The 24,523-nt window shown below is 72.7% G+C and carries 20 protein-coding genes, 1 pseudogene and 1 riboswitch; of the genes and pseudogenes, 11 read left to right on the top strand and 10 right to left on the bottom strand.

Annotation, left to right across the window (positions count from 1 at the left end):
* The first annotated feature begins 59 nt into the window (after window positions 1-59).
* Together F6X51_RS22070 and F6X51_RS22065 are read left to right on the top strand one after the other, a co-directional pair.
* Window positions 60-611 carry a DUF427 domain-containing protein gene (locus F6X51_RS22070; RefSeq protein ID WP_150965835.1) on the top strand — a complete coding sequence of 184 codons (552 nt, stop codon included), beginning with the start codon at window positions 60-62 and terminating at the stop codon, window positions 609-611.
* Window positions 608-1,960, top strand: a complete 1,353-nt coding sequence (locus tag F6X51_RS22065; RefSeq protein WP_246696951.1) for a serine hydrolase domain-containing protein — start codon at window positions 608-610, stop codon at window positions 1,958-1,960. Before F6X51_RS22070 ends, F6X51_RS22065 begins: the two co-directional genes overlap by 4 nt.
* Before the next feature lie 28 nt (window positions 1,961-1,988).
* Here F6X51_RS22065 and F6X51_RS22060 read toward each other — a convergent pair whose 3' ends face one another.
* Window positions 1,989-2,477, bottom strand: coding sequence for a GFA family protein (locus F6X51_RS22060; protein ID WP_246696950.1), 489 nt, complete (start codon window positions 2,475-2,477; stop codon window positions 1,989-1,991).
* A gap of 849 nt (window positions 2,478-3,326) precedes the next feature.
* Between F6X51_RS22060 and F6X51_RS22050 the strand changes: the two genes are divergently transcribed.
* The 4 genes from F6X51_RS22050 to F6X51_RS22035 are packed head-to-tail and all read left to right on the top strand — an operon-like array spanning window position 3,327 to window position 9,478.
* Window positions 3,327-3,761, top strand: coding sequence for a sugar 3,4-ketoisomerase (locus tag F6X51_RS22050; RefSeq protein ID WP_150965834.1), 435 nt, complete (start codon window positions 3,327-3,329; stop codon window positions 3,759-3,761).
* The gene (locus F6X51_RS22045; RefSeq protein WP_150965833.1) at window positions 3,758-4,861 is read left to right on the top strand and encodes a DegT/DnrJ/EryC1/StrS family aminotransferase; all 1,104 of its coding nucleotides are present in this window, start codon (window positions 3,758-3,760) and stop codon (window positions 4,859-4,861) included. Before F6X51_RS22050 ends, F6X51_RS22045 begins: the two co-directional genes overlap by 4 nt.
* A 22-nt stretch (window positions 4,862-4,883) precedes the next feature.
* On the top strand, window positions 4,884-5,540 hold the full coding sequence (locus tag F6X51_RS22040; protein ID WP_150965832.1) for an LbetaH domain-containing protein: 657 nt from the start codon (window positions 4,884-4,886) through the stop codon (window positions 5,538-5,540).
* Window positions 5,537-9,478 carry a glycosyltransferase gene (locus F6X51_RS22035; protein ID WP_150965831.1) on the top strand — a complete coding sequence of 1,314 codons (3,942 nt, stop codon included), beginning with the start codon at window positions 5,537-5,539 and terminating at the stop codon, window positions 9,476-9,478. Before F6X51_RS22040 ends, F6X51_RS22035 begins: the two co-directional genes overlap by 4 nt.
* Before the next feature lie 279 nt (window positions 9,479-9,757).
* Here the strand turns inward: F6X51_RS22035 and F6X51_RS22030 are convergent.
* A pseudogene (locus F6X51_RS22030) lies at window positions 9,758-10,757 on the bottom strand (IS630 family transposase).
* A gap of 185 nt (window positions 10,758-10,942) precedes the next feature.
* Between F6X51_RS22030 and F6X51_RS22025 the strand changes: the two are divergent.
* Window positions 10,943-11,275 carry a hypothetical protein gene (locus tag F6X51_RS22025; protein WP_150965830.1) on the top strand — a complete coding sequence of 111 codons (333 nt, stop codon included), beginning with the start codon at window positions 10,943-10,945 and terminating at the stop codon, window positions 11,273-11,275.
* Window positions 11,276-11,477: 202 nt separating this feature from the next.
* On the opposite strand, the gene F6X51_RS22020 is transcribed toward F6X51_RS22025, so the two are convergent.
* Both F6X51_RS22020 and F6X51_RS22015 read right to left on the bottom strand, forming a co-directional pair.
* Entirely contained in the window at window positions 11,478-12,137 is a 660-nt protein-coding gene (locus F6X51_RS22020) for a DUF2147 domain-containing protein (protein WP_150965829.1), read from the bottom strand.
* 267 nt (window positions 12,138-12,404) lie between these two features.
* A complete protein-coding gene (locus F6X51_RS22015) occupies window positions 12,405-12,614 on the bottom strand; it encodes a hypothetical protein (protein WP_150965828.1) in 210 nt (69 codons plus the stop codon).
* A 176-nt stretch (window positions 12,615-12,790) separates the two neighbouring features.
* Window positions 12,791-12,986, top strand: a riboswitch (cobalamin riboswitch).
* Between the two features lie 304 nt (window positions 12,987-13,290).
* Here F6X51_RS22015 and F6X51_RS22010 point away from each other — a divergent pair.
* Together F6X51_RS22010 and F6X51_RS22005 are read left to right on the top strand one after the other, a co-directional pair.
* Window positions 13,291-15,468, top strand: a complete 2,178-nt coding sequence (locus F6X51_RS22010; RefSeq protein WP_150965827.1) for a TonB-dependent receptor — start codon at window positions 13,291-13,293, stop codon at window positions 15,466-15,468.
* 9 nt (window positions 15,469-15,477) lie between these two features.
* Window positions 15,478-16,989, top strand: coding sequence for a PepSY domain-containing protein (locus tag F6X51_RS22005; protein ID WP_246696949.1), 1,512 nt, complete (start codon window positions 15,478-15,480; stop codon window positions 16,987-16,989).
* Here F6X51_RS22005 and F6X51_RS22000 read toward each other — a convergent pair.
* Window positions 16,964-17,578 (bottom strand): DUF938 domain-containing protein, encoded by a 615-nt coding sequence (locus tag F6X51_RS22000; RefSeq protein WP_150965826.1) that lies wholly within the window; start codon window positions 17,576-17,578, stop codon window positions 16,964-16,966. The genes F6X51_RS22005 and F6X51_RS22000 overlap by 26 nt on opposite strands.
* Window positions 17,579-17,739: 161 nt before the next feature.
* A complete protein-coding gene (locus F6X51_RS21995) occupies window positions 17,740-18,840 on the bottom strand; it encodes a DUF2336 domain-containing protein (protein WP_150965825.1) in 1,101 nt (366 codons plus the stop codon).
* 366 nt (window positions 18,841-19,206) lie between these two features.
* On the opposite strand from F6X51_RS21995, the gene rnhA reads away from it, so the two are divergent.
* Window positions 19,207-19,950 carry a ribonuclease HI gene (rnhA, locus tag F6X51_RS21990; RefSeq protein ID WP_150965824.1) on the top strand — a complete coding sequence of 248 codons (744 nt, stop codon included), beginning with the start codon at window positions 19,207-19,209 and terminating at the stop codon, window positions 19,948-19,950.
* Between the two features lie 37 nt (window positions 19,951-19,987).
* Here rnhA and F6X51_RS21985 read toward each other — a convergent pair whose 3' ends face one another.
* Window positions 19,988-21,325, bottom strand: coding sequence for an aspartate aminotransferase family protein (locus F6X51_RS21985; protein ID WP_150965868.1), 1,338 nt, complete (start codon window positions 21,323-21,325; stop codon window positions 19,988-19,990).
* Window positions 21,326-21,498: 173 nt separating this feature from the next.
* On the opposite strand from F6X51_RS21985, the gene F6X51_RS21980 reads away from it, so the two are divergent.
* Window positions 21,499-22,047 (top strand): cupin domain-containing protein, encoded by a 549-nt coding sequence (locus tag F6X51_RS21980; protein ID WP_150965823.1) that lies wholly within the window; start codon window positions 21,499-21,501, stop codon window positions 22,045-22,047.
* Between the two features lie 297 nt (window positions 22,048-22,344).
* Here the strand turns inward: F6X51_RS21980 and acuI are convergent, their stop codons facing one another.
* From acuI to F6X51_RS28930, 3 genes are all read right to left on the bottom strand, one after another.
* On the bottom strand, window positions 22,345-23,328 hold the full coding sequence (acuI, locus tag F6X51_RS21975; protein WP_150965822.1) for an acrylyl-CoA reductase (NADPH): 984 nt from the start codon (window positions 23,326-23,328) through the stop codon (window positions 22,345-22,347).
* Between the two features lie 52 nt (window positions 23,329-23,380).
* Window positions 23,381-24,046: an acrylate utilization transcriptional regulator AcuR gene (gene acuR, locus F6X51_RS21970; protein ID WP_150965821.1), complete on the bottom strand. Its 666-nt coding sequence runs from the start codon at window positions 24,044-24,046 to the stop codon at window positions 23,381-23,383.
* Between the two features lie 127 nt (window positions 24,047-24,173).
* Window positions 24,174-24,296: a hypothetical protein gene (locus tag F6X51_RS28930; protein WP_281407655.1), complete on the bottom strand. Its 123-nt coding sequence runs from the start codon at window positions 24,294-24,296 to the stop codon at window positions 24,174-24,176.
* Window positions 24,297-24,523: the final 227 nt, after the last annotated feature.

The following is a 24,523-nucleotide window of genomic DNA, read 5'->3' as shown; positions in this document are numbered from 1 at the left end:
CGGCCGAACCGCCAGGACATGCCATGCGCACAGGACATCCCTTGAGCACAGGACATGCCATGCGCCCGGCTCCCCTCACCCCCGGTCCCGGCCAGGAGAGCGTCTGGGACTATCCGCGCCCGCCCCGCCTCGAGCCCGTGGCCGAGCGCCTGCGGGTGATCCTCGGCGGGCGGACCATCGCCGACACCCTGGCGGGCTTCCGGGTCCTCGAGACCAGCCACCCGCCGACCTATTACTTCCCGCCCGGGGACGTGGCCGCGGGGGCGCTCGGGCCGCCTCGCCTCGCCGGCATCTGCGAGTGGAAGGGCCGCGCCGTGCTGTTCGATGTCCAGATCGATGTTCGAGGCGATGTCCGTGCGGGCGGGCACGGGGGCGCGCCTGCCCAGGCGGCGCCTGACGTCCGGGCGCCCGGCGCCGCCTGGGCCTATCTCGACCCGACCCCCGGATTCCGGCCGATCGCCGGCTACGTCGCCTTCCATGCCGGGCCGATGGAGGCCTGCTACGTCGGCGCGGTCCGGGCCGAGCCCCAGCCCGGGGGCTTCTACGGCGGCTGGATCACCCCGGGCGTCGTCGGGCCGTTCAAGGGCGGCCCCGGCACGATGGGCTGGTGACGCGCCGGTTTGTCGCCGGCGCGGACCGCCGCTACACCGGCAGCGATCCGGTGGCGAGCGAGGGAGTGCGCGGGATGCAGGGCGGGGTGCAGGACAGGCAGAACAGGCAGGACAGTCAGGATCGGAACGACGGGGATGCGGGGGCCGACCCGCGGGCGCTGGGCCTCTGCCCCGAGCGGCTCGGGCGCATCGACGGCTGGATGGACCGGCTCGTCGCCGAGGGCAAGCTCGCGGGCCTCTCCGTCACGGTCTCGCGCCGGGGCGGCACCGCCTATGCCAGGGCCGCGGGCCGGGCCGACCTCGCCCGCGGGACCCCGTTCACCGAGGACACCCTCACCCGCATCTACTCGATGACGAAGCCGCTCACCTCGGTGATGGTGATGATGCTCTACGAGGAGGGCCGCTTCCAGCTCGACGACCCGGTGGCGCGCTTCCTGCCGGAATTTTCCGAGATGCGGGTGCTCACCGGCGGCAACCGCAACAAGTTCGACAGCGAGCCGGCCCGGCGCCCGATCACCATCCGGGACCTCCTCACCCACACCTCCGGCCTCACCTACGGCTTCATGGAGGCGACCCTCGTCGACGAGCTCTACCGGCGCAACGGCGTCGATTTCCACCAGCCGGAGGCGACCCTCGCCGAGGTGGTCGGGCGGGTGGCCCGGCTCCCGCTCCTGTCCCAGCCCGGGGAGCAGTGGAACTACAGCGTCGCCACCGACGTGCTCGGCCACCTCGTGGCCGTGGTCACCGGCCGGGATTTCGCCGAGGTACTGCGCGAGCGGGTGATCCGGCCCCTCGGCATGGTCGACACCGACTTCTTCGTGCCCCCCGAGAAGCTGCCGCGGCTCGCCGCGAACTACACCCTGTTCCGCGACCGCAGCCTCAAGCTCTATGACGATTCCGTCGACACGCCCTACGCCCGGCCCCCGGCGATCGCCTCGGGCGGCGGCGGCCTCGTCTCGACGGCCGCGGACTACCTGCGCTTCTGCCGCTTCATCCTGGGGGGCGGCGCCCTCGACGGGGTGCGGCTGCTCGGCCGCAAGACCGTCGCCCTGATGCTCGCCAACCAGCTGCCCGGCGATCTCGCCAGCATGGGCACGCCGCGCTTCGCCGAATCCTCCTACACGGGGATCGGCTTCGGCCTCGGCTTCTCGGTGATGCTCGACCCGGTCCGCGCCCAGATCCTCGGCTCCCCCGGCGAGGTCGCCTGGGGCGGCGTCGCCAGCACGGCGTTCTGGATCGACCCGGCGGAGGACATGGCCGTGGTCCTGCTGACCCAGCTCGTTCCCTCCTCGGCCCTGCCGATCCGCCGGGAATTGCGGGTGCTGACCTACGCGGCCCTGGTGGATTGAGGCGGGGCGCGCGCCCCGCCCGCCGGGCTCAGGCCCCGGCCGGCTTCCGGTAGGGCAGCGGCGAGCCCTGCGGGTAGCGCGGCAGGGCGTCGGGGCCGAGGGCCCAGGGCAGCGCCTCGCAGGTCCAGACATGCATCTCGGGCTGGATCGCGGCCGGGTCGTCGAGGGTGGCGAGCGGGATGCCGAGGCGCGGGGCGTCGCGCGGCTCCAGGAACAGCCGGGTGCCGCAGCGCGGGCAGAAATGGCGATAGAGCCGGTCCGACGAGCGCCAGCGCGCCGTCGTGCCCTCCCAGCTCACGGCCCGGCGCGGGAACTGCGCCTGGGCGAGGTACGGCGCCGCCATGGCGGCGCGGCAGGTCGCGCAATGGCAGATGCGCGCGCCGAGCGTCGGGGCGGCGGCGACGTAGCGCACCGCCCCGCAGAGGCAGCCGCCCCGGTAGGGCGGCGGCGCGTTGCGCCGGATCGCATGCGCCTCCGCCATGCCTTGCAGCTGTCGGCCTTTTCCCGTCTCCTGCATCAGGGATATCTCACATCTCTCTGCGGGACGGGCAATGGCGAAGGCGCCTGCGATCGACACGGCCGCCACGTTTGCCAAGCCGGAGCCTCGGAGAATTCCCGGCCGGCACGGCATATCAGGCGGTCGGGGCGCCGTCTCGCCCCGGGTCTCGCGGGACGGCGCGCCGGTCGCGGTCGACAGGACCCAGGGTCTGCTGCGGGATCCGGGACGTCGCATCGACGGCGGCGGGTGTTCGGGGATCGACCGCACGGAGCATCGGCTGTGCTGTTCAGGCACGGTGTTGCCCTTCTGGCCCTCGCGACGGGGGGCGCGGTGCCCGCCGCGGCCGCGGCATGGGGCGTTCCCGGATGCCCGAACCGTCCCGAATACGCCCGCGCCCTCGGTGCCCTCCAGGGGATGACCAGCGCCTGCGGCCTCAGCGTCGAGGAGGCTCGCCGCATCGTCGCCGCCCAATCGCCGCCGCCCAATCGTCGCCGCCCAATCGTCGCCGCCCAATCGTCGCCGCCCATGACGACGGCGTCGCCGTCGCGGATCAGCGGATGGCGCCGGTGCCCCGGGCGCATCGTCCCCGAAGGCCGCTGCGGGCGAGGATGCCCCAGCCTCGGCGGGATGCCGCATGCGAGGCGCGGACGCGGTCGCGCGGCCTTCCGCGAAGGGTCGCCCCGATGGCCTGCCAGTCCGGACTTCCATGGCCTGCCAGTCCGGACGTCTTGGGATAAACCGGCAATAAAACTTGCCAAAGTTCAATATTCGATTTGCCGGAATGTAGATGTTGTACGTTGCATCAGAACTACTTGCTGTCATTCTTGGTTGTGACCATAATTCGATCCAATACCCAGGGAGAACGGAATGCGGGCAACCCCCTCAGGAAGGGACCTCATCGCGGGCGTCCGTCTCCTGTCCCAGCGCGTGCATGCCGACGCGCGCGGGGAACTCGTCGCCTTCGAGCAATCCGGCAATCTTCCCTTCCCGGCCGAGCGCATCTTCTTCCTGCGCGTCGACCGGACGGGCGTCGTTCGCGGCGGGCACGCGAATTCCTGCGACGAGCTCATCGTGCCCCTCTCCGGGTCCGTCCTGGTCGAGGTCGACAACGGTTCGGAGCGGACGGCCATTCGCCTGCGCGACCGGGACCAGGCACTCTGGATCGAGCCCGGCATCCTGATCCATCTTCGCGAGTTCGAGCCGAGGACGGTGCTGCTGGTCTTCGCGTCGGCGCGCTACAGCGAAACCCGGCACTACGATCGCGCGCAGCCGCACATGGTGGCCGCGGATCGCGCTGCGTGATCCCGCAGGCGGCACCGCCCCTGCGCATCGCCCGGTTCAGGCGCGAGGTCGAGGCGGCCATCGCCTCGGTGTTGGGCGGCGACGCCTACATCCTCGGCTCGGCCGTCGCGTCCTTCGAGGCGGCGTTCGCGCGGCATTGCGGCGGGCGCCACGGGGTCGGGGTGGCATCCGGCACCGACGCCCTGACGCTGTGCCTGCGCGCTCTGGGGATCGGGCCCGGCGACGAGGTGATCCTGCCGTCGCTGACCTTCGCGGGCAGCGCCCAGGCGATCCTCCAATGCGGCGCCGAGCCCCGCTTCGTCGAGGTCGATGCGCGGACCCGCTGCATCGATCCGGCGGCCGTCGCCGACGCGGTGAACGGGCGCTCGGCCGCTCTCCTGCCGGTCCATCTCTTCGGGCATCCATGCGACATGCCGGCGCTGATGGCGATCGCGGACCGGCATCACCTGGCGGTCATCGAGGATTGCGCGCAGTCGCACGGCGCCACCCTGGATGGGCGCCGGCTCGGCGGCTTCGGTCACGCGGCCGCCTATTCGTTCTACCCCACCAAGAACCTCGGCTGCATCGGCGACGGCGGCGCCGTGGTGACGGACGACGCGGGCCTCGCGGACCGCCTGAGATCGTTGCGCAACTACGGCTTCGCGCCGGGCGAGCGGGTCAGCCGGACGCTCGGCTTCAACGCGCGCCTCGACGAGATCCAGGCCGCGATCCTCCTGGCCCTCCTGCCCCATCTCGAGGCCGGCAACGCGGAGCGCCGGGCGATCGCCTCCCGCTACCGCGCGGCCCTCGGATCCTGCCCGGCCCTCGGGCTGCCGCCGGAGGCGGATGGCTGCGTCTACCACCAGTTCGCCCTCACCCACCCGGACCGCGACGGCCTGATGCGGCATCTCGCGGCGGCCGGCATCGGCAGCGCCGTCCATTACGCGCCGGGCCTGCATCGTCACCCGGCCTTCGTCGAGGGGGCGGCCCGGCCCCTGCCCGTCACGGACGCGTTGAGCCGGACGCTCCTCAGCCTGCCGATCCAGCCCGAGGTCGCCCGGGAGGGCGTGGATCGGATCGTCGCGGCGGTGTCGAGCTTCCACGCGGCGAGGCCCCGATGAGCGTCCGCGCGGCGGGGCCCCGATGAGCGGCGTCCTCCTGTTCGGCACCGGCTCGCCGGTCCTGATCGACGTCGAGGAGAGCCTGCACCGGGCCGGCCTGCCCGTCGCGGCGGGCATCCGCAATCGGCCGGGCGCGTGCCATCTGCCCGCGGACCTTCCCGCCCGCGCGGTCGGCGATCTCGACGACGCCCTGCGGGCCCTCCCGTTCCTCGTGCCCCTGTTCACGCCGGCGCACCGGCAGGTGGCCGCCCTCGAAGCGGCGGTGGCCGGCCTGGCGCATCCCTTCACGTTGATCGATCCGAGCGTGCCGGCGCCCCGCCGGATGGAGGCCGGGCCGGGCAGCTACGTCAATGCCGGCTGCAGCCTCGGCAGCGGCTCGGTCCTCGGCGCCTTCGTCTTCGTCAACCGCGGGGCGAGCCTCGGGCATCACGCCCGGCTCGGTCCCTTCGTGTCGATCGGGCCCGGCGTGGTCGTGGCGGGGCACGTCACGATCGGCCGGGGCGCCGTGATCGGCGCGGGGGCGACCATCCTGCCCGAGCTGACGATCGGCGAGAACGCCGTGGTCGGCGGCGGCGCGGTGGTGACCCGCGACGTGCCGGCCGGCGCCCTGGTGCTCGGCAACCCGGCCCGGATCGTCCGCCCGGATCTCGGCGGCTACAAGGGGCTCGCGGTCTCGTGAGGACGCCGGTCGTCCACCTCTACACCGTCTGCTGGGACGAGGCCGACATGCTCGGCTTCTTCTTCCGGCACTACGACCCTTTTGTCGACCGCTACGTCGTCTACGACGACGGCTCGACCGACGGCTCGCTCGACCTGCTGCGGGCCCACCCGAAGGTGGAGCTCCGCAGCTTCGCGCGCGTCGAGGCGGAATCCTTCGTGCTCTCGCACAAGGCCATGCAGGACGAGGCCTGGAAGGAGAGCCGCGGCGCGGCCGACTGGGTCGTCGTCACGGCGATCGACGAGCACCTCCACCTCCGCGGCCGGACGATGCGGGACTACCTCGCCGCGCAGGCGGCGCAGGGCGTCACGCTGATCCCGGCGCTCGGCTTCGACATGAACCATCCGGTGATGCCCGACGATTCCGGCCTCCTCGTCGAGCGGGTCACCCGCGGCAGGCCCCGCATCGCCTTCAACAAGCTGAGCGTCTTCCGGCCCGAGGCTCTTCGGGAGAGCGGCTTCACCGCCGGCCGCCACGCCGCCGAGCCCGACGGCAGGCTCCGCCTGCCGGCCCGGGACGCGCTGATGCTCTGGCACTACAAGCATCTCGGCTTCGCGCGGAACGCCGCGCGCGAGGCGGCTCAGGCCGAGCGCCTCGGCACGATCGATCGCCGCAACGGCTACGGCCAGCATTACCTCTGGGGACCGGAGCGGCTGCGCGCCTTCTGGGACGAGATGGAGCGCGAATCGCGCGACCTGTCCGGGGCGGGGTTCGATCCCGCCGCCGAAGCGGCCCGGCCCCTCTGGTGGGACGCCCGGCCCGGCACGGTCCGGGCGGGCGACGCCCCCGCCCCTCCGGTGCGGGCCGCCTCGGCGCCGAGCGTGTCGGTTCTCGTGAAGAGCTACAACCACGCGCCCTACGTGGCGCAGACGATCCGGAGCATCCTCGACCAATCGTTCCAGGATTTCGAGATCGTCGTCACGGACGACGCCTCCTCCGACGCGACCGCCGCGATCGTGCGCAGCTTCGACGATTCCCGCATCCACCTCGCGGTGCTGCCCGAGAACCGCGGCATCTCGGGGGCCATGAACGCCACCATCGCCCGCGCCCGCGGGCGCTACCTCGCGATCCTGAACTCCGACGACTGGGCTCTGCCCGGCCGCCTCGCGTCCCAGGCCGCCTTCCTCGACGCGAACCCGGAGGTCTCGATCGTCTTCGGAATGCCGCTCGCCGTCGACGAGGGCGGCACGCCGACCGTGCCCTTCAACGACTTCCGCGCGCCGTTGCGCCTGCCGGATTTCTCGCGGCGCGCGTGGCTCCGGCAGTTCTTCTTCCACGGCAACTGCCTGTGCGCGCCGACCGCCATGATCCGCCGCGAGGCCTACGAGCAGGTCGGCGCCTATGACCCGCGGCTGACGAACTACCAGGACCTCGACATGTGGATCCGGATGCTCGTCGCCGGCCGCAACATCCACGTGCTCGATGCGGCGCTGACGGCTTTCCGGATCCGGGCGGGCGACGCCAACATGAGCGCGCCGCGCCCCGATACCCACCTGCGCTCGGCTTTCGAGATGACGAAGCTCCTGCGCCACTTCGCGAACCTCGACGCGGCCGCCTTCGACGAGGTGTTCGGCCCGGACCCGTCCGACGGACAGGGCGAGGTGTGCCCGCCCGGGATGCCGGTCCCGCTTCGGGTCGCCGAGCTGGCGCGCCGCGTGGGCCGGGTCGAGTACGATCACTTCGCCCTGGAGATCGTCTACGAGACCGCGCACCGGCAGGAGGATTTCGATCGGTTGCGGGTCCGGGCCGGCGAGACCGACGCGTTCGGCCTGGGCGCCGTGGCGGCGCGCGACCGGGTGATCCGGGACCTCGGCGCCCGGGCCGGTTTCGGCTTCACCTACCCGGTCAGCCCGGCCGAGTGCCGCATCCTGGCGGATTTGACCCTGCTGTACCGGGTCGTGCTCGGGCGCGATCCGGATCCGGACGGGCTCAGGCATTACGTCCGGCATCTTCGCGGCGGACAGGGCCTGCGATCCATCGCCGAGGACTTCCTGCACTCGCCCGAGTTCCGGTCGCTGCAGGGCACGGGCGACGGCGCCACCCTCCTCTGCCGGCAGGCCGCCGGCCGCCTGCCGGATGCGGGGGAGCGCGGCCTGGCCCTGGCCGACCTCGCGGTCGCGCTCGTCGCCTCGCCCGAGGCCGCGAGCCGGCACTCCGTGCTTGCGGCGGTCTACCCGCACGGGCTGCCCGTCCACGCCCCGCACCTCTACGCCTGGTGGGACGAGGAGCGCGAGCGCCTGGGCGCCGAGCAGCCCGTGCCTCCGGGCGATCCTGTCCCGGACGCCTCGCTCTCGGTCATCGTCCTGATCGACCGGCCGCTCGATCCCGACGAGCAGAGCCTGCTGTCGCGGCAGGTGCGGGACATGGCGGCCTACGGCCAGATCGTGCTCGCCCCGGTCGATGCGGCGAGCACCCTGTTCTGCCGCAGGCTCTGCCGGAGCCTGCGCACCCGCTCCCTCACGATGGTGAGCGCGTGGCGGTCCCGGACGCCCGAGGCGGTGCTCGGCCGGGCCCAGCGCCGATGCCGGGGAACCTTCACCTGTCTCGTCAACCGCGGCGACGTCGTCGCGGCCGGGAGGCTCGCGGCCGTGCTCCCGATGCTGGCGCAGCGCGACGTCCTCCTGTGCGACGAGGATGTCCGAGCCTGCGGCGGCGGGCGGCGGGACCCGGCCTTCAACGGCCGCTGGGACCCCGATGCCGGCCTCGCCCGTCCGCCCTCCGCCCTGGTCCTCTTCAGGAGCAGGCTGATCGGCGCCTGCGGCGGCTGGCGCGGGCCGTCGGCGCCCGGATACGCGCGGGAGTTGCTGCAGTGGGATCTGCTCCTGCGCATCGGCCATCGCGCCGGCCCCGCCCGCATCGGGAACGCGCCGCTGGTTCTCGTCCACAGGCGGGCGCTCCCGGCGCGCGCGCCGGACGCCCTCTCGGAGGCCGGGGCGGCCCTCGTCCGGCGCTTCCTCGACGAGACGGGGCGGCGCTCCGTCGCGGCGGCGGTCGCGGCGCCCGGCATCCTGCGCCTGCACCACCGGTACCCGGGCACCCCCAAGGTCTCGATCCTGGTGCCGACCCGCGACCGCGTCGACCTGCTGAGACCATGCATCGAGAGCCTGCTCGCGCGGACCCGCTATCCCGCCTTCGAGGTGCTCGTGATCGACAACGAGAGTTCCGAGCCGGAGACGCACGCCTTCCTGGCGCGTGCCGCCTCGGATCCTCGCCTGCGCTCCGCGTCCTGCGCGGGCGTCTTCAACTGGGCGCGCAGCAACAATGTCGGGGCGGCGCAGACGGATGGCGACGTCCTGCTGCTCCTCAACAACGACACCGTGGTGATCAACGACGACTGGCTGGACGAGCTCGTCTCGCAGGCATGGCGGCCCGAGGTCGGTGTCGTCGGCGCCAAGCTCTCCTACCCGGATGATCGGGTGCAGCACGCCGGCATCGAGATCGACCCGGACGGCGAGGCACGGCACGGGTGGCGGGGGACGCCGCGCCGGGACCCCGGCTACCTCGACCAGCTTCGCATCGTCCGCGCCGTCTCCGCGGTGACGGGCGCCTGCATGGCCTTTCGGCGAACGACCTTCGACGAACTCGGCGGCCTTGACGAGACGCTGCGGGTCGCCTGGAACGACGTGGATTTTTGCCTGCGCGCGCGGGCCGCGGGCTATCGCGTCCTCTGGACGCCCTACGCCGAACTCTACCACCACGAGGGCGCGACACGGACGTTCGACACCTCCCCGCAGGATGACGCCCGCTTCAACCGCGAGAAGGAGCGGGTTCGGGACGCCTGCGGCGGGAAGCTCCCGGATCTCGGCTTTCAGAGCCCGAACCTCGTGAGCCACCACGATCAGCCCTATCTCTCGACGCGCGTCCTCGCCGATCTGGCTCAGCGCCACCGGGCCGATTGAGAGCGCTCGGGACTGCGGGCGTCCCGCTGAAGGCTGGCCTCGTTGCCTCGGCAACCGGCGGCGCCAACCAGGCGCATGCGGTCCTATCCACATCGAAAACGCGGCCGGAACGCCCATCATCGACGGAAGTGAGGCTTCAGAGAAAGTCTAGTCACGGGTCCTGAAATCGACGTCAGTCAAGCTGCGAAATTATGCGGGATACATTATTGGTAATACCACATCATTTGCGAAAACGCATTATCTTATACCACGAAAAATAACAATTAGAGCATTTTCCACCTAATTCGGCTCGTAACAGGCGGCGGCGCAGTAGTTGGCGCACTCGGCTGGCGTGAAGGCGTCGAGCAGATCGCCGACGGCAGTCCAGAGCCGCTCGACCGTGCGCTCGGCCGCCTTGCGCAGCAGCGCCTTGAGCTTGGCGAAGGCCATCTGAGGGGGTCCCCAATCGACAGGTCGATTGGGGTATCCCCTGATCGGATTGAAGTCGGGCGAGTACGGCGGCAGGAAGCGAAGCCGTGCTCCGCGCGCCGCGATGGCGGCCTCGATCGCTGCGCCCTTGTGGGCGGGGAGGTTGTCGAGGATGACGGTGTCGCCGGGCCTGAGGGTCGGGGCGAGCACCTGCTCGACGTAGGCGAGGAACCAGTCCCGCGTCATGGGACCGTCGAGGACCATCGGCGCGCTCATCCCCGACAGGCGCAGGCCCGCCACGAAGGTCGTCGTGAGCCAATGGCCATGCGGGATGCCCGAGCGGAGGCGCTGACCGCGGGCACAGCGACCGCGCAGGCGCGCCATGCGGGTGGACAGCCCCGTCTCGTCGACGAAGATCAGGCGCTCGGGATCGAGGTCGGGCTGCGCGGCAAACCACGCCTCGCGCGCTGCGGCCACGTCCGGGCGAGCCTGCTCGGCCGCGTGCGCTGACTTTTTCTCCACGTCACCGTTTCCACGTCACCGCCCGGCGGGCGAAGAACCGCCAGAGCGTGCCCAATCCGACCGATACGCTGCGCTCGGCACGCAGGCGCTCCTGCATCTCGGCGAGCGTGATGGCGTCCTTCTCTTCGGTGAGGGCGAGCAGGAAGGCTTCGTGCACGTCGAGCGTGGAGCCGGATGGGCGGCCCTGACGCTGAGCCCGCGTCTCTCCTGTCGTCGTCGCGTGCGCGGCCCAGCGGATCACCGTGGCGATGCCGACCCGATAGCGCAGGGCCGCGGCCCGGCGGGACAGACCGGCGCCCACCGCGTCCAGGACGCGAACACGCAGATCATGGCTGCAGGCACGGGCCATGGCGATCTCCCTGACGAACCCTCAGGGATGCTGGACGGCTGGACCGGCGGCCTGCCGCCGCCGCCCCGCATCGCCCCCGATCGGATGGTGCCGGGGCGTCCCGACATCGACGCTCGGCACGCTGCCGCAGTTGAAAGTTGATGCCGGCGGCATCACCTGGGCGCTGACCGCGATAGAAGGCGCGCATGAGCAACGTCATTCGCCCAGATTTCGGCGGCAAGCGCCGCAACGAGCCCGCAGCCGACGATGCGCAGATGGTCGATGCACAGGTGGTCGAGGCGCTCGCGCTTTACGGTGAAGAGGCCGGCTACCGGGTCGGCCTCGTGCAGGACGACACCGGGCCGGAAGGGCTCGTGTTCCGGGTGTTCGTCGGCGCCTGCGCGCTTGACGATGTCGAGACGGTCGCCGTTCTGCCGCCGACGCCGGAGGGCCGGGTCGAGGCCGACGCGATCGGCCTTGCCATCCTGCGCACGCTCGAGATCATCGCCAGCGACCAGGACTTGTCCGGCGCGACGTGAGAGGCACGGCGCGCCGGACTCGCGCCTCCGCTCGGCGCGCACGGGGTGAGCAGAGGGCGGATGGCTGGCGCCGGAGCCGAGCGCGAGCGCGTCGAACGCCTATCGATTGCGGTCGGCCCGCCTCACTTGTCCCGGTGCGGCGGGGGCGTTGCGGGGGGCTCTGGCGGTGGTCGCGTCCCGCCTTGAGCAGGACGCGCGGGGCTCACTCCTGAGGGGGAGCGGTCGGGGTGGCGGTCTTCGGGGCCGCCGGCTTCGGGGCGGGCTTGGCCGCCTGGGCCGCCGTGCCGGTGGTGCCGGGGACGGACGCGGCCGCGGCGGGCTTCGGGGCCCACTCGGCGTCGGTGCGGGGGCCGCCCGGGCCGTTGGTGGGGCCGGTGAGCTGGCCGAGCGCCGTGTCGGTCACGCGGCTCCAGGTCTGCGAGCCGCACAGGATCGCCAGCATGCAGCCGCGGATCGAGAGCTCGGTCGGCTGCTCGGTCCAGATCGTGACGTCGTAGAACTTGCCCTCGTCGGCGTTGTAGATCTTGCCCTCGTAGCGGGCATCGGCGTTCGGCTTCAGGCCCATGATGAGCTGGTGGCCGAGGGAGGGCCGGGCCTGCTTCTTCGGGTCGGGGTTCTTGAAGTCGACCCGGGGCTGGCCCTTGTCGTTCAGCGGGACCTTGAGCCAGACCACGAAGCCGCAGACGCTCTTCTCCTGCGGGCCGCATTTCTCGATGCGGATGCGGGCGCGCCCGTCCTCCGTCAGCCAGGTGCCGCTCGGGTCGGCCGGGGCCGCCGCCTGGGCGAGCCCGGTCAGGGCCGCGAGGGCGATGAGCGGCGCGGCCACGCGTCCGCCAACAGCGCCGATCCGTCGAAACGTCATACGAGAACTCCCATCGCACCGAGCCGCGAGGCGGCAGCGGAGACGGCACCGCCGACGCGACGCCGCTCCCGTCAAGGCCCCGCCATCGTCCGCGAAGGTGACCGGATCATGACCGAGGCGTGTCGCCAATCCGCCAATCCCGCCGCCAGGGCGCGGCGGTACGCTCCCGGCGGGCGGACCCGCCCGGGACGCCGGCCTGTCCCGGACGCGAAAAAGGGCCGGCGCGCCTGCGCCGGCCCTTCCGCCCGGATCCGATCCGGATGCCGATCACTCGGCGGCGGTCATCTCGGCGGTGAAGTGACCGCACCAATCCTGCGCGGCCACCACCGGCCACAGGCCCTTCGACTCGGGAGCCGGCTGGCTCACCGGCGGGTTGAAGCGGCAGAGGCCCTCGTCGCCCATGGCGGTGGCGCCGTTCAGCTTGTGGTCGTCGAAGAAGCGGCAGCTCTGGCAGGCGGCGTTCTGGGAGGTGGCCATGGGTCTGATCTCCGTATGGTGGGCTGCGGGCCCTCGGGGCCCGTCGATTCCGTACAGTTCTTAATTAGAACAACTCCAATGAACAGTCAATGCGCGGAGCGGCGGGCGGTTCCTGCCAATCCCCACCTTTCCGGGCACCGCCGGGCCGTCGCGCGTTGACGCGGCCGCCCTCTACGGCCTAGCTTGCGCCGGACGGTTCCTCATCGAGGATCAAAAGGGAACGCGGTGAGGAGCTTGCTCCGAGGCCGCGGCTGCCCCCGCAACTGTGAGCGGCGAGCCTCCATCAACACGTCACTGGGCGGATCGGCCTGGGAAGACGATGAGGGGCAGCGACCCGCGAGCCAGGAGACCTGCCGTCAGCCGTGGTCACACGCGAAGCGCGTCGGGCGGGGTGTCCTGACGGGTGTCGAGCCCTGCGCCGGAAGCGGCGTGCCGGCCGGCCTCGTTCGCGGTGACGTGCCACTGCCGAGCCCGTTCCGCACGAGCCCATGTCCGTTTCCGCCGCAAGGCCCCTGCCCGCCCCCGCGCGTCCCCGCGCCGTGCCGCCCCGCGCGGCCGGCCCCGGCGCGGCCGGACCGGGCCGGACCGGGCGTTCGGAGCGCAATTGTAACAAAGTTACATTTGCGCTAGGTCTCGGGCCGGCTGCCGCGCTCCGAAGGTCGATCCCCGCCGAACCATGTCCATCGCATCCCGCTCCCACCGGTCCCGCGGCCGGAACGCCCCCGCACGCGCGCTCACCTTCCTGCTCGCCTCCGGCTGCCTCGCGGAGGCCCGCGCCGAGGAAGGCGGGCCCGCCGGCGTCACCCTCGACACCCTCTCGGTCGCGGGGTCGGGCACCGCGCCGACCGGGCTCAACCTGCGCACCCCCGACCGGGGCGCCAGCCGCCTCGGCCTGACGCCCCTCGAGACGCCCGCGAGCGTCGACGTGATCGCGGGGGAGACCGCGCGCCTGCGCGGCCAGAACACCGTGGTGGAGGCGGTGACCCAGAACGCCACCGGCATCACCACGATCGCCTCCCCGGGGAACGGCAACGGCGCCTTCACGGCCCGGGGCTTCGCCGGCCCGAACTCGATCCAGCAGCTCTACGACGGCACCCGGCTCTACGTCGGCGCCGGCACCGTCACCTTCCCGTTCGATACCTGGAACATCGAGCGCATCGAGGTGCTGCGCGGCCCGGCCTCCGTGCTCTACGGGGACGGCGCCATCGGGGGCGTCGTCAACGTGGTGACGAAGAAGCCGGTCTTCACGCCTCTGAACGAGGCCCGGGCCGTTCTCGGCTCGGACGGGATCGCGCGCCTCGCCGTCGATTCCGGCGGTCCGATCGGCGAATCGCTGGCCTACCGTCTCAACGTCAGCGGCAACCGGGCCGGGGGCTGGATCGCCCCGGAGGGCGACTTCCGCAACCTCGCGGTCTCGGGCGCGGTGACGCTCAGGGCCACCCCCGACCTCGACATCACCCTCAGCCACGATCTCGGCTACCAGGAGCCGGCCCGCTACTGGGGCACGCCCCTGGTCCAGGGCCGCATCCTCGATGCGCTGCGCTTCAACAATTACAACGTGCGCGACGCGAAGATCACCTGGACCGACAACTGGACCCAGCTGAAGGCCGAGTGGACGCCCACCGCCGACATCACGATCCGCAACACCGCCTACCGGCTGCAGAGCCGGCGCCACTGGCGCGACGTGGAGCAATACGCCTTCAACCGCCAGACCGGCCTCATCGACCGCTCCGACTACATCGAGATCTATCACCAGCAGGAGCAGATCGGGAACCGCTTCGACGCGGCCGTCCGGGGCGAGGTCCTGGGCTTCCGCAACGAGTTCCTGGCGGGTTTCGACGTCAACGCCATCGCGTTCCGCCACACCAACAACGCGCCCTATGGCGGCGAGACCAGCGTGAGCCCCCTCGCCTACGACCCGGGGACCTTCCTCAACCTCGCCGGCACCCTGCCGAAATACGCGACCCAGACCCGGCAGGCCTCCGTCTTCGCCGAGGACCGGCTGGTCCTGTCCGACCGGCTCTCGCTGCTCGCGGGCGTGCGCTACGACGTACCGAGCCTGCAGCGGACCGACCTGATCACCGGGGGGAGCTTCGAGCGCACCTTCACGGCGGTGAGCTACCGCTTCGGCGCCGTCTACAACCCGACGCCCGAGACCGCGCTCTACGCGCAATACGCCACCGCGGTGGACCCGGTCGGCAGCCTCATCACCCTGTCGCAGAGCCTCGCGGGCTTCGAGCTCTCGACGGGTCAGCAGGTCGAGGTCGGGGCCAAGGGCCTGTTCTGGGGCGGGGCCGCCGAGTGGACGCTCGCGGGCTACCGCATCGTCAAGGACAACCTGGTCTCGGCGGTGCCGGGGCAGGCCGGGATCAGCACGCAGGTCGGCCGGCAATCCTCGCAAGGCGTCGAGGCGGCGCTCTCGTTCCAGATCAACCCGGCCTGGCGCATCGACGCGAACCTGGCGCTCCTCCACGCGCAGTACGACGAGTTCAACCAGTCGGTGAACGGCGCGGTGGTCTCCTATGCCGGGCGCCAGCCCATCGACGTGCCCGAGCGGGTCGCCAATCTCTGGCTCAACTACGCCTTCCGGCCCGCCTGGGAGGCCCGGGTCGGGGTGCAGTATGTCGGCGAGACCTACAGCGATTTCGGCAACACCGCCCGGCGGCCGGACTACGCCCTGGTCCATCTCGGTCTCGACCATCAGGTGAGCCCGGGCTCGCGCCTGTCCCTGCGCGTCTACAACCTCCTCGACAGGGTCTACGCCGTCAGCGGCAACGCGGTGGACGGGGCCGGCACCAACTGGATCCTCGGGCGCCCGCGCTCCTTCGAGGTCGCCTTCACGACGGCCTTCTGAGCCGGGCCGGTGCGCGCGCTCCCGAAGGCCGGCAAACGCTGGCTCGTCCTCGGCCATCGCTGGCTCGGCATCGGCACGGCCCTGTTCTTCCTCACGTGGCTCCTGTCGGGGCTCGTGATAATGTACGTGCCCTTCCCGGGCCTGACCGAGGCGGAGCGCCTCGCCGCCCTGCCCCCCGTCGCCTTCGCGGAGGTCGCCGTCGCGCCCCCCGCGGCGGCGGGCGCCCTCGCGCTCGAGATGCAGGGGGACGAGCCGGTCTACCGCCTCGTCGACCCGGAGGGCGGGCACCGGACCCTCTCGGCCCGGACCGGCGCCCCGATGCCGGCGCTGACCGAGGCGGCGGCCCTGGCGCTGGCCCGAGCCCGGTTCGGGGCCGGCCCGGAGGCCTTCGTCGACAGCGTGGAGCGCGACCAGTGGACGGTGCCCGGGCGCTACGATCCGCACCGCCCCCTGCGCCGCGTCGGCCTCGGGGACGCGGCGGGGACCGAGCTCTACTTCTCCGGGCCGACCGGCGCGCTGGTTCTGGAGACCACCCGGCGCGAGCGCGCCTGGAACTGGCTCGGCGCCGTGCCGCACTGGCTCTACCCGACGCCCCTGCGGGCGCGGCCTGGGCTCTGGCGCGACGTGGTGCTGTGGGTCTCCGGCCTCGGCATCGCGGGGGCCGTCAGCGGGCTCGTCCTCGGGGTCTGGCGCCTGCGCCTGCGCCGGCCCTACCGCTCCGGCAGCGTCACGCCCTACCGGGGCTTCGCGCGCTGGCACCACCTGTTCGGCCTCGTCGGCGGGATCGCGATCCTGAGCTTCGTGGCGAGTGGCTGGCTCTCGATGAACCCGAACCGCTGGTTCACCGGCCCGAGCCCGACGCCGGCGATGCGGGCGGGCTTCGCGGGGGCACCCGGCGAGGGTCCCGACCGCGCGGCGCTCGAGGCGGCGAGCCCGCCCGGCACGGTCAGCCTGCGCCTCCTCCGCCTCGGCGGCCGGACCCGCCTCGTCGCGACGGACGGAGCGGGCGGGCGCAGCGTGACGCCCCCCGTCGACGCGGACGCGATCCGGGCCGCCGCCCCGAGCCTGATGCCGGGGGCGGCGCTCGCCCGGATCGAGCGGCTCGCGGCCTACGACGCCTACTGGTACGCCCACCACGACGCCCGGGTGCTGCCGGTGCTGCGGCTCGTCTTCGACGATCCGGCCGCGACCTGGTTCCACGTCGACGCCGCGACCGGCGAACTCCTCGACCGCCTCGACCGGAGCGGACGGGTGCAGCGCTGGCTCTTCGCCGCCCTGCACCGGCTCGACCTGCCGCTCCTGATCCGCCACCGCCCGGCCTGGGACCTCGCCCTCTGGTCGCTCACCGCGCTCGCCCTCGTGGTGGCGCTCTCGGGCACGGTGCTCGGCTGGCGCCGGCTCCGGCGGGGGCGGCCCGGGCGGGGCGATCCTGGGCGGGGCGATCCTGGGCGGGGCGATCCTGGGCGGGGCGTGCCTGGGCGGGGCGTCCCCGGTTTCAGCGCTTCCGGAACACCAGGATGAGGTTGTTCGCCGGCATCGCGACGCGCTCGGTGAGCGCGAGGTCGTTCGCCTCGGCGAGCCGCGCCATCGCGGCGCGGTCGCGCAGGCCCCAATCCGGGTCGCGCCCCCGCAGGTCCGCGTCGAAGGCCGTGTTGCCCGGCGCGGTCGGGACATCGGGTTCGCGGAACGGCCCGTAGAGGACGAGGGCGCCGCCCGGCGCCAGCACCCGGGCGGCGCCCGCCATCAGCCCTTCGCTCGCCGGCCACGGGGCGATGTGCACCAGGTTGATCGCCACCACCGCGTCCGCCCGCGGCACCGGCCAGTGCGCGGCGGAGGCGTCGAGGGCGAGCGGCGCCATCAGGTTCGGCAGGCGGGCCCGCGCCCGGTAGGCCGCGATGCTGCGCAGCGCCCGGGCATCCGGGTCGCTCGGGCACCAGGCGAGATGCGGCAGGCCCCGGGCGAAATGCACCGCATGCTCGCCCGTGCCCGCCGCGACCTCGAGGACGAGGCCGGCCGGCGGCAGGACCCGGGCCAGAACCGCCAGGATCGGATCGCGGTTGCGCAGGGTGGCGGGGGCGTGGAGCGCCTCCTCGCCGATCTCGTCGGACATCGCGGCCGAACCTCCGGGCTGCCGTGGCGGGTCTTGGCGGGTTCTTGGCGGGGTTCTTGGCGGGGTTCTTGGCAGTCTCGGCGCCCGCCGGGACAGGCGCGTGTGCCGGGGTCGCGAGGTCCCGCGGGCAGGGAACGAGCCGACGGCTCCGGCGGATCCCCTCAGGCCGTGCGCGACAGGTCCGCGGTCTCGCCGATCTTCCCGCGCGCGGCCTCGCGCGCGGCGGTGAAGCGGACGACGCGCTGCGCGGTGGCGACGGAGAGATCCTCGAAGGCCTGGAAGGCGTTGCGCAGCTCCTCGGTGGAGGGCGGCGCCCCTTTGCGCGCGGCGAGGAACAGCTTCAAGGTCTTCCAGCCGAACTTGACCGAGCGCACCAGGAACAGGATCGGGTCCATCGTCGGCGCCCGGTGGGCCGTCACCGCCATGCCGGAGGGCACCCCGGCGAGGCGGGCCAGGGCCACCAGGGCGTGGGTGGCCTCCCCGGTGGTCAGCCAGGTCTGCACCATGGCCTCGTCGAGGCCGGCCTTGGCCCGGGCCGCCACCGCGACCTCCGCCGGGGTGACGTCGAGGGGCGGCGGCGCGAGGCCGGCGGCGGCGGCGCGCGTCGCCTGCGCGGCGGCGCTCTCGCCGAAATCCTGCGCCAGGGCCCGGCGGGCCCGCTCCTGGGCGAGGCCGACGAGCTGCGCCATCTGGGCCGGCGGCAGGTCGGCCCGCGCCGCGAGCGCGTCCGTCAGCGCCACGTCGTCCCGCGCCCGGGCGGTGAGGATCTGGAAGCCGCCCTCGGAGAAGCGGGCCCCGCGATTGCCGGCGACGCCCCGGACCACCCGTTCGTCGCCGCGGGTGACGATCACGTCCGTCACGGCCGTGCCGATCGCGCGCCGGCGGGAGATCGCCAGCAGGTGCGCCTGGTCACCCGCGCTCGCGATCTGCACGAGGTCGCGCTCGTCCAGGCGCTCGGAATGCTCCAGCACCGGGCCCGCCACCGCGGCGGAGGGGTCGAAGGCGAGATCCCGGATCACCTGGATCGGGGCATTCGGCAGCGGGGCGAGCGCCGTCGACAGATCCGCCCGGGCCCTCGTCTCGATGTCGCGCGAGAGCCGCAGGATCACCGCGTCGAAGGCATCGACCTGCGCCTCGTTCAGGCGCGGCGCCTGGTCGGTGAACAGGTCGGTCATCTGGCGGAGCATGCCCATGCGCTTGGCGTGGTCGCCGCTGGCGATGGCGCCCTCGACATCGGCGACCACGGAGCTGAGCACGATCATGACCAGGGTCCGTATTTCGGGAGTCCGACTGTGCGGCGAAGTGCTTGCAAACAAGTTAAACGTTTCATCTTGGTTACGGCGTCGCTAGTGTAGAGCACAAATTGTGCGTTTCAGAACATCCAAGTCCCTGCCGCGCCGGAGACGCGCGCAGAGCCGAACGGTACCGGGTGCGGCGCCATCCGGCGGCGCGGGTCGCCGGGCAGGGATCTGGAAAGGAATGGGCGGGCATGAGGCGCCCGAGCGTTTTCGCGCCGGGCGGATCCGGCTAACGTGGAGACCGCTCGCTCATCCAGGGATCCGGCCCGCCGCGCGGCGGTCGGCCCCCTGTCGCGTCGTTTCCCTCACTCCCCGAACAGGTCACTGCCCATGCGAACCGTCGTTTACGCCGATGGCGGCTGCGATCCCAATCCCGGCCCGGGCGGCTGGGGCGTCGTCATCGCGGGGCCCGACGGCCCGATCGACCTCTGCGGCGGCGAGCCCGGCACCACCAACAACCGGATGGAGCTGACCGCGGCGATCCGGGCCCTCGAATCCTTCCCCGAGGGCGCCCAGATCGAGATGCGCTGCGACAGCCAGTACGTGGTGAAATCCGTCACCGAGTGGATGCGGGGCTGGAAGGCCAAGGGCTGGCGCACCACCACGGGCGAGGTGAAGAACGTCGACCTGATGAAGCGCCTCGACGCGCTCGCCGCCCGCCGCGACGTGCGCTGGGTCTGGGTGCGGGGCCATGCCGGCGATCCGATGAACGAGCGGGCCGACCGCCTCGCCACCCGGGGCCGGCGCGAGGCCCGCGGCATGCCGGCGGGGCCGCTCCAGGCCACGCCGCAGCCCCTACCCGCCCTCGGCCTCCCGGCCGCCTCCCCCGCACACACCGTCTCCCCGGCCGCCGCGCCCGGGCCGCGCACCGCGCCGGTGCCGATCGATTCCGCCCTTGGCCTCGAGGTCTCGCGGGCGGCCAAGCGCGCCGGGACGTCGACCACGGCCTTCGTGGAGGACGCGCTCCGCCTCGTCCTCGCCCTCGGGCCGGAGGAGACGGCCCGTCTGCGGGCGGGCCTGGGGGGCGGGGCCGCCCCCGCGGCCGCCCGGACCAAGCCGGCCTCCGCGGCCTGACCGGCCGGCCCGAACCCGGATCCCGGCCGCGCCGCCTTCAGGCGACGCGGTCGATGGCCTCGGCGAGGATGCGGGTCATCTCGGCGATGTGCTCGGGCTCGACGATCAGGGGTGGCGACAGGGCGATGATGTCGCCGGTGACCCGGGTCAGGAGCCCGCGCTCGAAGCAATCGACGAAGACCTCGTAGGCGCGCGCGCCCGGCGCGTCCGGGCGGGGCTGCAGCTCGATGCCGGCCACGAGGCCGATCGTGCGGATGTCGATGACGTGGCGGTGCCCGCGCAGGTCGTGGACCGCGCTCGCCCAATCCTCCGCGAGACCCGCCCCGCGGGTGAGCAGGCCCTCCTCGGCGTAGATCCCCAGCGTCGCGAGCCCCGCCGCGCAGGCGAGCGGGTGGCCCGAATAGGTGTAGCCGTGGAACAGCTCGATGGCGCTCTCCGGCCCGTGCATCAGGGCGTCGTGGATGCCGCGGCTGGCGAAGACCGCCCCCATCGGCACGGTGCCGTTGGTCAGCCCCTTCGCGGTGGTGACGAGGTCCGGCACGACCCCGAAGTAATCGGTGGCGAAGGGCGCCCCGAGGCGCCCGAACCCGGTGATCACCTCGTCGAAGATCAGCAGGATGCCGTGGCGGGTGCAGATCTCGCGCAGGCGCTCGAGATAGCCCTTCGGCGGGACCAGCACCCCGGTGGAGCCCGCCACCGGCTCGACGATGCAGGCCGCGATGGTCTCGGCCCCGTGCAGGGCCACGAGACGTTCGAGATCCTCGGCGAGGTCGGCGCCGTGCTCGGGCTGGCCCTTCACGAAGCTGTTGCGGGCGAGGTCGTGGGTGTGGCGCAGATGGTCCACGCCGGGCAGCTGCGTGAAGACGCGCCGGTTGTTGACGAGGCCGCCGACCGAGATTCCGCCGAAGCCGACCCCGTGGTAGCCGCGCTCGCGCCCGATCAGCCGGGTCCGGGTGCCTTGCCCGATCGCCCGCTGGTAGGCGAGCGCGATCTTGAGCGCCGTGTCGACCGATTCGGAGCCCGAGCCCGTGAAGAAGACCCGGTCGAGACCGGCCTCCGGGCCCCCCGGCGCGACCGCCGCCAAAGCCTCCGCGAAGGCGAAGGCCGCCGGATGGCCCATCTGGAAGGAGGGGGCGAAGTCGAGGGTGAGGAGCTGCTGCTCGACCGCCTGCGCGATGGCCCGGCGCCCGTGCCCGGCATTGACGCACCACAGGCCCGCCGTGCCGTCGAGGACCCGGTGTCCGTCGCTCGCCGTGTAGTGCATGCCCTCCGCCGAGGCGAGGAGGCGCGGCGCCGCCTTGAACTGGCGGTTCGCCGTGAACGGCATCCAGTAGGCGTCGAGGCTCGGGGCGTTCTTCAGGCTCGGGCTGGTCATGGTCGGGCTGGTCACGGTCGAGCTCCTCGGGCGGCCCTGTCGGCGGCACCCCAGTGGCACCGGTTCCGGGGGCCGCAACAAGTCCTTTTCTGCGCCCCGCCAAGTGCTTGCGGAGACTGGGCCAAGCCCCCTAGTGTTGTCCGATCCTCAACACCCTCAACGGGGCCAGCGCCTTGAGCGTCGATGTCGGAGAGCGCCTGCGCCATGTCCGGACCCTGCACGGGCTGTCCCAGCGCGGCCTCGCCAAGCGCGCCGGGGTCACGAACTCGACGATCTCGCTCATCGAGTCGAACCAGATGAACCCCTCGGTCGGTGCCCTGAAGCGCATCCTCGACGGGGTGCCGATCGGCCTGTCCGAGTTCTTCGCGATCGAGCCGGAGCGGCCCCGCCGGGTCTTCTACCGGGCAGAGGAGCTCACCGAGATCGGCAAGGGCCCGATCTCCTACCGGCAGGTCGGGGACAGCCTGTTCGGGCGGGCGCTCCAGATCCTGAAGGAGCGCTACGAGCCGGGGGCCGATACGGGCCGGGTGCCCCTCGTGCACGACGGCGAGGAGGGCGGCATCGTGCTGAGCGGGCGCCTCGAGGTGACGGTGGACGACGAGCGGCGCATCCTCGGGCCGGGGGACGCCTATTACTTCGAGAGCCGGCGTCCGCACCGGTTCCGCTGCGTCGGGGGTGCGCCCTGCGAGATCATCAGCGCCTGCACGCCGCCGACGTTCTGAAGGCGCCCGCCTCGGGCCGAGGCCCGGCGCTCCGGGGCGTGCCGGAGGGAGCGGATGATGGCGTCGCCGTCGCAGGGCTTGCGCAGGAAGCCGCTGGCGCCGGCCGCGCGCCCCGAGCCGTCGGCTGCGCGATGGATACGAGACCGTCATCTCAATGTCCCGGCCCGTCCCCCTGCCGCCCGTTCCAGCAAGGCGATCGATGCATGACCGCAGGTCTCGTCGCCATCGTTCCCGCGGTCGCCGTCGCGTCCCCGCCCGCCTGAGGCCGGCTAAGCGCCGGGCGCGCGCGGCTTTCGCCTACCGGTTGACGTCGACGGTGATGCGGCCCCGGACCTGGCCCGCCAGCAGCCGCTCGGCGGTCGCCAGAACCTCCGACAGGCCGATCTCGCCCGCCATGGCGTCGAGCTTGCCCGGATCGAGGTCGCGGGCGAGGCGCCGCCACGCCTCCAGCCGCTCGGGGCGCGGGCACATCACGCTGTCGATGCCGACGAGCGTGACGCCGCGCAGGATGAAGGGCGCGACCGAGGCCGGCAGGTCCATGCCCTGCGCGAGGCCGCAGGCCGCGACCACGCCGCGATACTGCGTGGCGGCCAGCACGTTGGCGAGGGTGTGGCTCCCCACCGCGTCGATCGCCCCCGCGAACCGCTCCTTCGCGAGGGGCTTGCCGGGGCTCGAGAAGGCCGCGCGCTCGAGGATCTCGGTGGCGCCGAGGCCGCGGAGATACGCGGCCTCCTCCGGCCGTCCGCTCACGGCCGCCACCGTGTAGCCGAGCCCCGACAGGAGGGCGATGGCGGTGCTGCCGACGCCGCCCGCCGCCCCCGTGACCACGATCGCGCCCTTGTCGGGCGTCACCCCGTGGCGCTCGAGGGCCATGACGCAGAGCATCGCGGTGTAGCCGGCGGTGCCGATCGTCATGGCCTGGCGCGGCGTGAAGGCCTCGGGCAGCGGCACCAGCCAGTCGCCCTTCAGGCGCGCGACCTGCGCGAGGCCGCCCCAATGGGTCTCGCCGACGCCCCAGCCGTTGAGCACGACCCGGTCGCCCGGCTTGTAGTCCGCGTGGCTGGAATCCCGCACGGTGCCGGCGAGATCGATGCCGGGCACCATCGGGAACTTGCGCACCACCGGCCCCTTGCCGGTGATGGCGAGCCCGTCCTTGTAGTTCAGGGTCGAGTGCGCGACCTCGACCGTCACGTCGCCCTCGGGCAGCTGCGCCGCGTCGATCTCGGTCAGGCCGGCGCGATAGCCGGCCTCGTCCTTCTCGATCAGGATCGCTCTGAACATCGGCCTCTCCTCCGTCTCGCTGCGTGTCTCGGTGGTGGTTCGTCCCCGGTCCTCAGCGGCGCAGGCCGGCCAGGAAGGTGTCGGCGAAGAGGTCGAGGGGCGCCGGGCTCCGCTCGAGCTTCGCCCGCAGCACCGCGCCCTCCCAGCCGATCCAGAAATAGGCCGCGAGCGCCGCGCAATCGGCCTCCGGGGCGATCTCGCCCGCGGCGCGCGCGGCTTCGAGGCAGCGTGCCGTGCGCGCCTGCCAGTCGAGCAGGGCATTGTGGAGCGCGTCCCGGAACGGCTCGGGCAGGACGCCCGTCTCCTGGCCGAGATTGCCGACGAGGCAGCCCCGCCGGAAATCGTGCCGGGCCATGCTGGCGCGGGCGTCGTCCGCGAAGGCGCGCAGGCGCTCCAGCGGGGGGCGGCTCTCGTCGAGCAACCGGCGATCGAGCCGGGCCGCGAAGGCAGCGGCGTAGCGCCCGATCAGCGCGGCCCCGAAGGCGTCCTTGCTGGGGAAATAATGGTAGAACGAGCCCTTCGGCACGCCGACGGCGCGCAGGATCGCGTCGAGGCCGGTGGCCGAGAAGCCTCTTTCCGACAGGGCCACGACACCCGCGCGCAGCAGCGCCTCGCGGGTCTGGCTCTCGCCGGCGGCGCATTTCGGCGGGCGCCCGCGGCGGCGCGGCGGCACGAGGGCCTGTGCCGGAGGCGGATCGAGGGCGGGCGCGCTGGCCATCGCCGATTTAGTAGACCGATCGTCTCGAAAATCAAGACGCCGGTCTTCCGCTCGGGTGGGGCGGGCCCACGAGGGCGTCACCGATGCAGGCGCCGAGGCCGGCCGGACGCGCCCGCGCCCGTCGATCTCAGAGGTAGCCGCCGGTGCTCTTCTCCGCGTCCGCGAGCTCCAGCGCCCGGACACGGGCGAGGGCGCCGAGGCTGAGGAGGGGCGCCAGCACGACAGCAAACCATAGGCATGTCAGCATCATGCGGAGGATCATGCCGGACTAACCTTAAGGAAGCGTGGTGGGGGGCACCACTCGGTTAACCGGCCGGCCCGCGGCTCGTTTCCGGGTGAGCCGGACGCAACGTGGTTCCGGAAACGACGAAAGGCCGCCCCGTGCGGGAGCGGCCTTTCGTGTCGTGTTTCGGATCGTGTCGATCCTTCTCGGATCGTGTCGATCCTTCTCGGATCGTGTCGATCCTTCTCGGATCG

The organism is Methylobacterium planeticum (assembly GCF_008806345.1).
In the GTDB taxonomy this organism is placed as follows: Bacteria; Pseudomonadota; Alphaproteobacteria; order Rhizobiales; family Beijerinckiaceae; genus Methylobacterium; species Methylobacterium planeticum.
This window is presented reverse-complemented; position numbering and strand designations above follow the sequence as displayed.